The 12,357-nt window shown below is 37.9% G+C and carries 9 protein-coding genes; 3 read left to right on the forward strand and 6 right to left on the reverse strand.

Annotated features, from left to right (window positions below; translation table 11 throughout):
- Positions 1–24: 24 nt before the first annotated feature.
- The 6 genes from LMF89_RS10535 to nudC form a co-directional block, all read right to left on the reverse strand.
- Positions 25–909 carry a LysR family transcriptional regulator gene (locus LMF89_RS10535; RefSeq protein ID WP_229535033.1) on the reverse strand — a complete coding sequence of 295 codons (885 nt, stop codon included), beginning with the start codon at positions 907–909 and terminating at the stop codon, positions 25–27.
- A gap of 315 nt (positions 910–1,224) precedes the next feature.
- Positions 1,225–3,864, reverse strand: coding sequence for a bifunctional diguanylate cyclase/phosphodiesterase (locus tag LMF89_RS10540; RefSeq protein WP_229535034.1), 2,640 nt, complete (start codon positions 3,862–3,864; stop codon positions 1,225–1,227).
- Between the two features lie 359 nt (positions 3,865–4,223).
- On the reverse strand, positions 4,224–4,991 hold the full coding sequence (locus tag LMF89_RS10545) for a polysaccharide deacetylase family protein (RefSeq protein ID WP_229535035.1): 768 nt from the start codon (positions 4,989–4,991) through the stop codon (positions 4,224–4,226).
- A gap of 168 nt (positions 4,992–5,159) precedes the next feature.
- Positions 5,160–5,843 carry a phosphatase PAP2 family protein gene (locus LMF89_RS10550; RefSeq protein WP_229535036.1) on the reverse strand — a complete coding sequence of 228 codons (684 nt, stop codon included), beginning with the start codon at positions 5,841–5,843 and terminating at the stop codon, positions 5,160–5,162.
- 310 nt (positions 5,844–6,153) lie between these two features.
- Positions 6,154–6,543 (reverse strand): hypothetical protein, encoded by a 390-nt coding sequence (locus LMF89_RS10555; RefSeq protein WP_229535037.1) that lies wholly within the window; start codon positions 6,541–6,543, stop codon positions 6,154–6,156.
- 507 nt (positions 6,544–7,050) lie between these two features.
- Positions 7,051–7,842, reverse strand: a complete 792-nt coding sequence (gene nudC, locus LMF89_RS10560) for an NAD(+) diphosphatase (protein ID WP_229535038.1) — start codon at positions 7,840–7,842, stop codon at positions 7,051–7,053.
- Between the two features lie 180 nt (positions 7,843–8,022).
- Here nudC and LMF89_RS10565 point away from each other — a divergent pair, with 180 nt between their 5' ends.
- From LMF89_RS10565 to LMF89_RS10575, 3 genes are all read left to right on the forward strand, one after another.
- Positions 8,023–8,994, forward strand: coding sequence for an NTP transferase domain-containing protein (locus tag LMF89_RS10565; protein WP_229535039.1), 972 nt, complete (start codon positions 8,023–8,025; stop codon positions 8,992–8,994).
- Between the two features lie 118 nt (positions 8,995–9,112).
- Positions 9,113–11,668: a selenium-dependent xanthine dehydrogenase gene (gene xdh, locus LMF89_RS10570; protein ID WP_229535040.1), complete on the forward strand. Its 2,556-nt coding sequence runs from the start codon at positions 9,113–9,115 to the stop codon at positions 11,666–11,668.
- Between the two features lie 63 nt (positions 11,669–11,731).
- Positions 11,732–12,349, forward strand: coding sequence for a nucleotidyltransferase family protein (locus LMF89_RS10575; protein ID WP_229535041.1), 618 nt, complete (start codon positions 11,732–11,734; stop codon positions 12,347–12,349).
- Positions 12,350–12,357 lie beyond the last annotated feature (8 nt).

The raw sequence follows: 12,357 nt of genomic DNA on the forward strand, positions 1-12,357 counted from the left end.
GGGGAAGAGGCATTATGGAATTTGTTAGAAATGAAAATTTTTGAATCCAAGTATTAATTCTTCTATAAATTTATCAGTGGCTGCAGGAATAATGATGTCTTTTCGATAGATAACGCCCATGGATTTTTTCATGTGAGGGTCATCTATAGGGATGGAGGTTATATTGTCATTTCCGAAACTATTAATATAAGAACGAGGAAGAATTGTTACTGCAATATCACGGCCTACAATTTCTAATAAATGCTCGAAAGGCATTATTTCTATCATAGGATTTAATAGAAAACCGAGTTTTTCTGTAGCTTGATCAATAAATTGTCTGATGATATATTTCGGAGGGAGTAAAACAATGGGGATGGATTTTAGCATTTCCAAAGCTACGTTTGAGTGCTTGGCAAGTGGATTGTTTTTGTGCACTGCAATACATAATTCTTCGGTATAGAGATGAAGGTTTTCTAATTGAAGATCATCTAATGGAAGAAAGGCAATACCAATATCCAATTCATTTGTTAGTAATTGCTCTTTTATTTCTTCTGTTGATAGTTGCACAATGGATATTTTAACACCAGGGTAGCGGGTATGAAATTTTACAACAGAAGAAATTAGCAAATGACTTCCAGAGCAGCCAACAACAAGATGACCTCGCTTTAATCCTTCTAATTCTTCAATCGCAGTGTGTGCTTGTTTTAATTCTCCAAAAATTTGTAAGCAATGATGATAGAGAATATTACCCGCTTTGGTGACGAAAACCTTTTTGCCAATTCGATCGAATAGGGGAGAGCCTACTTCACTTTCTAAAATACGAATTTGCTGACTTAAGGTAGGTTGAGAAATATTTAATTTTTCAGCTGCTTTTGTAAAATGAAGTTCTTGGTACATGGTCATAAAATATTCTAAATGACGAAGCTCCATTATCCTCACGTCCAATCATAGTTTATATCAATGATTATACTAAAATTTATTACATTGAACAATTAAAAATTTTGACTGGTGGAAATATTATGCAGGTTTTCTATATGGAATTTATCAGTTCGTACGGTTGGTGCAAGTATTGCTAATCTTACTGTAAATCTGATTCCTGTTTATACGGCGATGATTACTCTTCTAATGGGTGGAGTAATCACTGATGCGCAAATTGGTTAGATGTTTCTACTATTGTATAGTAAAAAAGCTGCCCTTCTTGTTTATTTCATAATTGAAGTAAATCAGAAGGGGCAGCTCTTCATTTTATTGTTTACAATAAGAAAGGAAATCAATCGCTTCAGCTTCTGGTAATGGAGGGCTGATTATGTATCCTTGCAAAAGATCGCAGTGACATTTTGCTAAATATGCAATTTGTATTTCTGTTTCTACACCTTCAGCAACCACGTTCATCTTCATAATGTGAGCCATGTCTATGATCGTTCGAATAATGGCTTTTTGTGCTTTATTCGTCAAGATCATATCGATGAAAGCTTTATCAATTTTTAAGGTCTTTACTGGTAAGCGCTGAAGATAGGTTAGGGAAGAGTAGCCTGTGCCGAAATCATCCAGAGACAAGCGCACTCCCATTATTCGAATTTTTTCAAGAATATGAGTACTTTCTTCTAATGATTCAATTAATGCATTTTCAGTTATTTCAATTTCCAGCTGGTTAGGTTCAATTCCTGCGTTAAAGAGTGCTTCTCTTACGCCATCGATAAAGTCATCGGCGCATAATTGATAGGGAGATACATTAACGGCAACATGAATATGCCCCCAGCCGTTATCGACTAATCTACGTGCGAAATGACTTGCTTCTCTGAGAACCCAATTTCCAATCTTTTGTATGAGACCGTTTTGTTCGGCTAAAGGAATAAAGCGGGTTGGTGATATTGCACCATGTTCTGGGCTATTCCAGCGAAGTAGTGCTTCAAATCCAACAGTGCAGCCGTTCATGTCTACTTGTGGTTGATAATGTAATGATAGCTCTTGATTTTCGATTGCGTGACGCAAACTATTGATGAGCAGGATTTTGTCATAGGCTTCTATTTGCATTGTTGTTTCGTAGAAGCGCCAACAGTTTTTCCCCGCTTTCTTGGCTGCGTACATCGCGTTGTCTGCATTTTTGAAAATTTCCTCCGTTGTGTCTCCATCAGTAGGATATACAGCAATGCCAACGCTGGCTGAAGTATGAAAGCGAATTCCAAGGGCTTCCATATCCTGGTTGAAAGCTTCAACAATCATGTCAGCGCTATGAATGATGTTTTTACGGTTATGTTCACCAGATAAAATTACCATAAATTCATCTCCACCAATGCGACCAACAAAACCATGATCACTAACAGTTTCCACGATCCGTTTTCCGGCCATGGTGATTAGGGCATCACCATATGTATGACCAAAGGTATCGTTTACCATCTTTAAATCGTCTAAATCAATGAACAAGACAGCGCCGGCTGATTCACCGCAGCGAGTTCTTTCCATTTCTTTCTTTAGACGCTTATTTAAAAGTGCGCGGTTAGGTAGGCCAGTGAGACTATCAGAATAAGCAATGTTCTTGATGACTTGGTTTTTTTTATTCAAAGCTTCTTGGGCTGCTTGGCGCTCCATGATTTCTTCTTCGAGAGCTGCATTCATATCTTGTAAATCTTGTGTTCGCTCATTAATTTTATTTTCCAGGTCAATATTTAGATTAACGAGTGCAGCTTGAGCTGCTTGTCGTTCCATCATTTCTTCTTCCAGGGTAGCGTTAATTTTTTGTATTTCTAGCATATGATTTCCTAGTTTCGCTTCATTTTGTTTGAGTAGACTGACTGTGTTTTTTATTTTGTGACTCATATTGAAGAATGTTTCGCATAAGATGTCTAATTCATAGGGCATATTTTTGGAGGCGTTGTATTGATCAACCAGTTGGTAGTTTTCAGTTGCTACTTGATTCGATTGCCGAATCAACCAATCAATGGGTAATTTAATCTGATTGGTTATCTTCTTAGCCAAGGGGAGAATTAGTAATATTAAAATGGCTGTAGCACTAGTCATCATTGCCAGTTGTTTATAAATAGGGGCTAGCACCTCATCTTCGTTGATCTTGCCGATTAGCGTCCAACCTCGCTCAGGTACGTCTAGATAAGCACCTAGAACTTTATTTCCTAGATAATCAATCCAAGTTGTTGTACCTGACTCGCCAGGTGCTATAGAGCGAAATGTATTTTCTGTAAGTTTAAAATTCGTTTTAGCTGCATCTTTGACGATGTCTTTGTCAGCTTGCAAATTAAGGTGCCGTGGATCGGTAAGCATGGTACCCTCTCGGTTAATCAAAAAGATTTCTCCTGTTTGGCCAATCCAATTCTCGCGTAAGAGTTTTTCTAATGTTACGATTTTGATTGATCCAAGTATTAGCCCTTGGAAATCTCCATTATAATCATAGATAGGGGAAGAAATGTTAATTATGGGCTGACCACTATTCGGGTCAATAACTACATTTGATACATATGATTTTCTTGCCTTGGCCGCTTCAAAATAGGGATTATCGATTGCAGGAGAATTGCGCTGTTTTAAAGTTAAAGTAGAAATTTTAAAAAATCCTTTTTTATCAATGTATGAAAATGAATCAAAATAATTATCAAGCTGCTGCTTGAAATAAAGAGCACGTTCCATTTGTGACTCGTCTAAAGTTCGAAAAGCTTCTGTCCGGCTTAGGTCACGAATATTTTCAGCTCTCTCTTCCAGCCAATAGTCAATTAATCGCTTTTGAGTATGTACTCGCTGCTCGATTAATTCTAGATTTTGTTGTTTAGCTAGTGAAATCTGTCCAACCGTATAAATCGTCATGATCAGTAAACTGGGGACAACAATAAGCAAAACTGTCCATAATTTAATTTGTTGCTGTAGCGTCTGTGTCTTCATGCAGCGGCTCCTTAAGTAGCGGTATGTAAAACTATCAATGGTTCTTTTATTGAATCATATTTCAGAATTATATGAATATTAATTTGAAAAGTACATTTATTTCATCATTTAAGACCTAATACCTTAAATTAATATTACACATTTTATGGATGAACTCCTTCTAAAATTACTTAATTTGTAAAAATTATAGATGTTTTGTAAACTTGGTCTATTCTAGAAATGGAGACATTAACCTAAAAAGGCCTGCTATCATTTAGAAAAATGATAGCAGGCCTGCATCGTTTAAAATTAATTTTAGTAAAAGGCAAGATGCTCTTTTACTTATTAGTGGAAACGATTTTGATATCAGAAAGGCAAAACTATTGAAGTAGGGTAGGAAGGAGGCCTTTGCGTAGCATTACGTACGTAATAGACCGATCGTAATGGAAAAGCGGAATCCGTTTCATTTCAAAAGGGCTATGGAACATTTCATAGCCATAGTGGGTTGAAAGACCTGCTTCATATCCAGCTTCCTTAGCAATGGTAAGTGTTTGAGTATTATAGCTGCCGCCAGGATAAGCGACAAAGTCTATGCTCTTTCCCAAAAGTTGCTCTAAGGTAAATTTAGAGTTGGTTAACTCTATTTTCATTTCTGCAGGAGTTAATTCACTAAGAAATCGGTGAGTGACGGTGTGAGAGCCAAAATCCATACCTGCTACTTGCATTTCTCGTATTTGAGAAGCTGTCAATCGATCATCTTCTCCAATCATGCCAGTAATAATGTAAAAGCTAGCCTTCATATTATATTGCTGAAGAATTGGAAAGACATTGATGTAATTGTCTAGATAACCATCATCTAGTGTGATGAGAATAGATTTATCTGGTAGTGGTGTAGATCGGGTAGACTGTAGGCATTGTTTAACTTGTGCGAGGGATAAGCAGGTGTAGCCTTCTCTGCTTAGTGTTCTCATATCGTCTTCAAATCGTGTAGGGCTAACGGTATAATTATCTAATTGATAACCGACTCTATGATATAGCAAAATAGGTATGCTTTTATTAATTTTTTTGTACTCTGAAGCAAATGATGCTCCAGAGAGGGCGGCCAAAGTGCCGGCACAACCGAATAAAAACTGACGTCTGGTAACCACGAACTTCCTCTCTTTTCATATACGATATTTTTTAATACTAGCTCATTTGGATTTTATATCATTTTTCCATAAAATGCAAATGAAGAATCGCTATAAAAGAGCTGTAAGAGTCAGGTAGAAATGGTTTAAATGTTTAGATATCAATAGATTTAGAGTAGCAGACTCCGATTATGTATTCTTTTTGTGTTCCCACCACATAAGTAAGGATATACAAAAAAATAGCCAAGTAGAACCTGCAGCGTATCCTGCTAAAACATCTGTGGGATAATGCACTCCTAAATAGATGCGACTGATTCCAATGATAACAATATAGATGGCTGTTGCTATAAATAATACAAATCGCCAAGTCCATGAGGAAATTTTAAGGCTGATCAAATATGCAAGCATTCCATAAAAGCATAGTGAAACCATGGCATGCCCACTGGGAAAGCTATACCCTGTTTCCTTAATAACATGGAACATATCGGGTCTAGCACGTACAAAGAGATGTTTTAATAAATAATTAAGCAGCCCGCCGCCTAGCAGACAAACGGTTAACGCAGAAGCCTCCAGCCATTTTCGAAAAAAAGCAAGGCCGATCAGAATCAGTACTGATAATGCTCCGTAGAAAGGAGCCGAACCTAACGTTGTAATATGAATCATGATTTTGTCAAGGTTATGATTGGCATAATAACGGACAATACCAATGATTAGATGATCAAAAAGATCCATTTGCTGTACAAATAGTGTTTTCCATGCCAATTCAGCAAATTCTGCCAGCATCAACCCGCTAATCAAGAATCCAATTAAAATATACAATCCAGGCCATTTTTGCTGTAGGGAAGACAGAATATCTTTTATTATGTTGTACATATATTAACTCCTTGTGCTTTTATAATGTAGACTTTCCATTCACGTTACTAGATTCAATCATAAGAAAAAACCATGGCAATGATGCTATGGTTTTCTCTTTATAATAATTTTCGTAACCTATTATCTAGTATAATACCATTCAAAGAATTTGTCAGCAGATAAAGGTTAGAATTGCGTTATAAATAGCCATTGATGCAATGGTAGCAAATTGTTGGAATACAGCAACATCATTTAGCGTAAATCTAAGATGAGGCTCTGTAAAGGATAGACCAAGAACGCCGACAATGTTACAGCCAATTTTTATAGGTACTTACATTTCTGTATGAATTTTATCAAAAAAAGGGTCGTTTAGCCGATTCTTCCACGTACTATAGTCAGCAATAAGTGAAATTTTTTCAGATTCGATAGTACGTTGTATCAATCCTTGATCTAAACGCATCATCCGATTTACATCACTTTGATAAACCCCTACTCCCACTTTTCGAATCATTTGGTTTTGATCAAGTTCTACCCAATTGTAGTATCCATGTTCTGTTTTAATTAGCTGTGTAGCTTCTATAACTACCTTTTGAAGTAAGCCTGTAAGATCGAGATGATTTAGCAATCCAAGTGCGGTATCATAAAGAACCGTGGAGATTGCTTTTTTGCGTAGCGTATTTAATAAGGTCTTAGATCCACGTAGTTTATGAAGATGTTTCATATTAAAGCCTCACAATAAAAAATTGAATATTAGGAATGTACTCTACAATTAATGTTCGACAAAAACTGCAGCTTTCCTTTCCTAGTATTGGGTTTTGCTGACTCATTTTTTACAAGGATGATAGTGCATAGCTTGCATATAACCAATGACCTAATGATGGGATCAAACATAGCATATTGTATCAGCATATCGGGTTGTAGGAGGAATGTAGCATGGGATTCTGTAGATTTGATAATATAGTTTGGGTAATAGTTCTCATTGCGTTTCGATGTTATAATTATTGCATTGATACTTCTTCATGGAGAAAATGATAGAAATTAAGAGCCGTAGATAAAAATAGAATACCTCATTTAAGATAGCACATGGACTTGGAGTCCAATGCAAACTACTTAAAGAGGTATTTTTTGAAAAAAACAAAATGGACGTACTGTTTTTTTTAGACTAAAGTTGAAATCGAAATGATTGCACGAAAGGGGTGAAGGCAGGGAACTTTAAATCAACGTCAGATTAGGTGTGGCTCACTGTTTGTTTTTCTACGAACCAGTCAATCAGTCGTCTTGCTACACTTAGTTTGTCGGGAATATCAGGAAGGTTATGAGCAGAAAACCAGCCGGCTTCTACGATTTCTTGGTTATCAATGGTTATTTTTTCTGTTGAACATTGAGCTGTAAAGGCAATCATCAGAGAATCGGGGAAAGGCCACGGCTGGTTTCCAAAATAACTGATAGAATGTACTTCAACTCCGACTTCTTCTTTTAGTTCTCGTTGAACACAATCTTCTAGTGATTCACCTGGCTCTACAAAACCTGCAATAACACTATAACGGTTAGGTGGGAATCGATTGGAACGTGCTAGAAGGATTTGATCATCTTTTGTAACAGCTACAATAATAGCCGGAGATATGCGAGGGTAGACAATATGACCGCAGCTCGGACATTGCATGGCAAGTTCTTGCTGGGATACATTCATGGGAGTTCCGCAGCAGCCGCAAAATTTACTGGTTTTCATCCAGTTTATGATATGAAGCGCGCGGCAAGCAAACCCAAAACATTCGTCTTCCATATTTCCATACAAAGGACGTACTTTTTTCCAAAATAATTCTTCCGGTATTGTCTCATCATCTAAGTGAGCAATAAAGCATTCTTGTTCATGAAGAGTACCAATACACTGGACGTTGATGGGATTAAGTCTTAATAATTCTATATCAGAACTTGAAAGGATCGTGCTGATTCCTTCCACTTCCTTGACTAAAAGCTCATCATCATGAAATAAAAACCAATATGCATTTTTAATATCCATTTTATTTACCACCTTAGTAATCAAATATATTCTAGCTACTATAGTATCACAAAATAGAACAGAATAAAGTCAAAATTTTATTAGACTTTTATCTTACTTTGAGCGGGCTACTAGCATTCTCTAGGCATTGCACATAAGAGATACTTGAATTTTTCGTGAGAGTTCAAATAAAAAAGGGAGGTGTCAAATTTGACACTACCTGGACAGAGTAAGTCGTTTGAGTATGAACAAAAGGGAAAAAAAACAACGGGTGGCATAATTGTTGCAGCAGGAAAGGCGTCAGTAAGAAACGAACTAGATCCGCTATTGAAGATTGGCTCTATTACAATAGTAAAAAGAATTGTTTTAACCTTTCAGCAAGTTGGAATTTCGCCTATTGTGGTCATTACGGGGCATCGAGCTGAAGAAATTGAACATGATTTAGCAGATTATGGGGTCATATTTTTGCGAAATTCACAGTATGAAAATTCACAGATGTTTGATTCTGCAAAAATCGGACTTGAGTTTTTACAGAATAAATGTGATCAGGTAATCTTCAATCCAGTAAATATTTCACTATTTACACCCGATACGATTCAAAGAATGATGGAACGTGGTGAAAAGTTAATATCTCCATCTTATCATGGAAAAGCTGGTCATCCCCTTTTGGTATCTTCCGAATTGATTCCTAGGATTCTAACGTATGAGGGGAATATGGGAATGCGGGGAGCCATTGAAAATATTGGAGTGGAAAGGAAATGGATAGCGATAGAAGATGAGGGTATCCTCCATGATACGGATGCTATTGGTCGATTAGATCAACTTTTAAAAAAACATAATCATCAGATTCTACATCCTTTTGTTAGAATTAGTATTGAAAAAGAATCTCTGTTTTTTAATTCAAGAACAAAGCTGCTCTTGATTTTGATTCAGGATACCCACTCGGTACGGAGTGCTTGCAGACATATTGCCTTGTCTTATAGTAAAGCATGGAACATGCTAAATGAATTAGAACAAGAGTTAGGGTATGCAGTGGTAGAAAGAAAACATGGCGGCAGCAAGGGCGGAAAAACATATTTGACTAAAGAGGGTATTGATTTTTTGGAAAAATATCAGGAATTTGAACACAATGTACGCCAATATGCAAAAAATGAATTTGACCGATTATTCTAGCAGTTGGAACTAAATAGGAAGCAAGTTCTTTTGACAAAGAATTTGATGGAAAATAACTTCCATTTTATAATAAATTTAACAAAAAATCGTTGAATTGTTATAGAATAGGAGGTTATTTATGTTTACCTTGCATATCAATGGTAAAGAGGTAGTTTCTCAAATTGACAAACCTTTATTGGCTTTTTTAAGAGATGATTTGCAAATTACTTCTGCAAAAGACGGCTGCAGTGAAGGCGCCTGTGGAACATGTACTGTATTAGTGGATAGAAAAGCAGTGAAAGCCTGTGTGCAAAAAATTTCAAAATTTGTAGGCAAACAAATTTTAACAGTAGAAGGATTAAGCGAGCGGGAAAGGACTGTTTATGAACATTCTTTTGGTGAAGCAGGTGCAGTTCAATGCGGCTTTTGTATTCCAGGTATGATTATTTCTGCAAAGGCATTATTGGACGTTAACCTGAATCCAACGATTTCAGAGGTAAAGAAAGCAATCAGAGGAAACCTTTGCCGTTGTACCGGTTATAAAAAAATAGAAGAAGCCATTTTGTTGGCAGCGACATATTTCAGGAATGAGCTGTCCATTCCTATTTCTTCAAGTGAATTAAAGGTGGCTCAGAGATTTAAACGTATCGATGTAGCAGAAAAAGTAAATGGAACTGGTATTTTTGTCGATGATCTTAATTTACCCGGAATGATTTATGCAAAAACAGTTCGGTCCCGATATCCAAGAGCGATTGTCAACAAAATAGATATTAGTAAAGCAGAAGCGCACCCAGACTGCGTGAAAATTTTACTGGCGAAGAATGTTCCCCATAATATGATCGGTCATGCCAAGCAAGATTGGGACGTAATGATTGCTGAGGGTCAAACAACTAGATATGTAGGGGATTCATTGGCATTGGTAGCAACCTATCATAAAGATAAATTGGATGAAGTCTGTAAATTGGTGGAAGTTGATTACACAGAGTTAACACCGATTACCTGTCCTACCGATGGGTTAAAGGCAGATGCCCCTTTAATCCATGCGGATGGAAATGTTATGAGTCGTGCGAGTCTTCAACGAGGCAATGCGGATGAAGCCATTAAAAATTCTAAATATGTCGTAACTAGAAAATATAAAACACCATTTCAGGAACATGGTTTCATGGAACCGGAATGTGCCATTGCTATGCCAGAAGGAGAAGACGGCATTTTCTTATATTCTGGTGCCCAGTCTGTGTATGATGAGCAGCGTGAAATTGCATTGATGCTTCAGATCCCCCTGGAAAAAGTACATTGTCAGACGCAGTTGGTGGGAGGCGGATTTGGCGGCAAGGAAGATATGAGCGTTCAACATCTCGCCGCATTAATGGCATGGTATACGAAAAAGCCAGTCAAAGTAAAATTTTCACGGCAGGAAAGTCTGGACTATCATGTTAAGCGTCATGCCATGGAAATGGAATTTACGACAGCTTGTGATGAATATGGTTATTTAACAGGCATGAAAGCGGTTATTATTGCGGATACAGGTGCCTATGCATCCCTGGGAGGACCTGTATTGCATCGCGCCTGTACTCATGCTGCTGGTCCCTATAATTATCAGAATATTGACATTTTTGGCATGTCTGTTTATACCAATAATGTGGTTGCTGGAGCATTTCGAGGTTTTGGTGTAACACAAAGCTGCTTTGCCACGGAAAATAATATTAACTTATTGGCAGAAATGGCGGGTATTTCCCCATGGGAAATACGTTACCGCAATGCAATAAGGCCCGGACAGGTGCTGCCCAATGGACAGATTGCCGATGAAAGTGTCGCCATGGCAGAATGTTTAGAAGCAGTTAAGGATGTATATGAATCTAATCCATATGCAGGGATTGCTATAGCATTTAAAAATAGCGGCACGGGTGTAGGCAAGAAGGACATTGGCCGTTGTATTTTATCCATTGATCAAGGCAAGGTTCACATTCGAACTTCGGCAGCTTGTATGGGGCAGGGGCTTGGAACCATGTGTGTGACGGTGTTGTGCGAGACAACGGGCTTAGATCCTTCCTGCATCGTACACGAAAGAGCCGATACGATACGTACACCTAATTCGGGAACAAGTACGGCTTCGCGGCAAACGGTAGTAACTGGTGAAGCGGTTAGACGAGGGTCTGAAAAATTGAAAGCAGAAATAGATAAAGGATTAACATTGGCAGATTTGGAAGGTCGGGAATTTTCTGGAGAGTATTCTGTCAAGACGGATCCAATGGGAGCTATTAAAGACAATCCCATCAGTCATGTCAGTTATAGTTATGGAGCGCAGGTTGTTATTCTGAATAAAGAGGGGAAAGTTGAAAAAGTAGTGGCGGCCTATGATGTGGGGACACCTGTTAATATCCAAGCTGTTGAAGGTCAGATTGAAGGCGGCATCATCATGGGATTGGGCTATGCGATGACGGAAGAGTTTAAAGTGGAATGTGGTTATCCAAAGACTAAACTTGGTACTTTAGGACTTATGAGAGCAACGGAAGCTCCTGAATTGGAAACGATTCTGGTGCAGGGGAAGGGCAAGATTCCTGAAACGTATGGAGCAAAAGGCTGTGGAGAATTATGTTTGATTCCGACGGCTCCAGCTTGTTCTCATGCTTATTATCGGCTAGACGGCAAATTCCGTACGCAACTGCCGTTACAAGATACCTTTTATAAAAAGTAAAACACAAACAGCTGTAAAAGAAAAGATTGCAGTGATGTTCGGACTGGAGAAGGTGATATTTCATTGGAAACCAATGGTATTCTATTGGCTGCTGGTTTATCCAGCCGTATGAAAGCGTTTAAACCTCTTTTAAAAATAAAAGGAAAAATGATGATTGAACATAGTGTGGATAGTATGTTTCGCGCGGGTGTAAATCAAGTCATTATGGTATTGGGATATCGTGGGGAAGAGGTGGAATCGTTGCTGTGCAAGACTTATGATCCTTCCCGTTTAGTATTTAAATATAATGAGAAATATGCAGAAACGGATATGTTAACGTCAGTTAAACTTGGCATCTTAGGATTAAGACCCTGCGAAGCCGTTTATCTTCTTCCTGGAGATATGCCAGCCATTCATACGCGTACTTTTCTTGCAGTGAAAGAAGCCATGTTAAGGAAACATGCCTTAGTCGCTTTTCCTACTATTGACGGATACCGAAAACACCCGCCTTTGATTTCGTGCAAATGTATAAAACATATCCTTGCTTTTACTGGCGAGGGCGGTCTGCGAGAAGTATGGCACCAGCTGGAAAGCCAAATTGTAACCGTTCCTGTTGAGGATATGGGCTGCATGTTAGATGCAGATACCCAGGAAGATTACAATCGGCTTTCAGATTATATGGAGAGTTTGATTTTATCCTGATTCATTTG

It is taken from the genome of Pelosinus baikalensis, from assembly GCF_020819555.1.
Lineage (GTDB): Bacteria > Bacillota > Negativicutes > DSM-13327 > DSM-13327 > Pelosinus > Pelosinus baikalensis.

What these genes read in the sequence shown, in the direction of transcription:
- LMF89_RS10535 (WP_229535033.1), bottom strand. Translation starts at nt 909, where the DNA reads ATGGAGCTTCGTCATTTAGAATATTTTATGACCATGTACCAAGAACTT.
- LMF89_RS10540 (WP_229535034.1), bottom strand. Translation starts at nt 3,864, where the DNA reads ATGAAGACACAGACGCTACAGCAACAAATTAAATTATGGACAGTTTTG.
- LMF89_RS10550 (WP_229535036.1), bottom strand. Translation starts at nt 5,843, where the DNA reads ATGTACAACATAATAAAAGATATTCTGTCTTCCCTACAGCAAAAATGG.
- LMF89_RS10555 (WP_229535037.1), bottom strand. Translation starts at nt 6,543, where the DNA reads ATGAAACATCTTCATAAACTACGTGGATCTAAGACCTTATTAAATACG.
- nudC (WP_229535038.1), bottom strand. Translation starts at nt 7,842, where the DNA reads ATGGATATTAAAAATGCATATTGGTTTTTATTTCATGATGATGAGCTT.
- xdh (WP_229535040.1), top strand. Translation starts at nt 9,113, where the DNA reads ATGTTTACCTTGCATATCAATGGTAAAGAGGTAGTTTCTCAAATTGAC.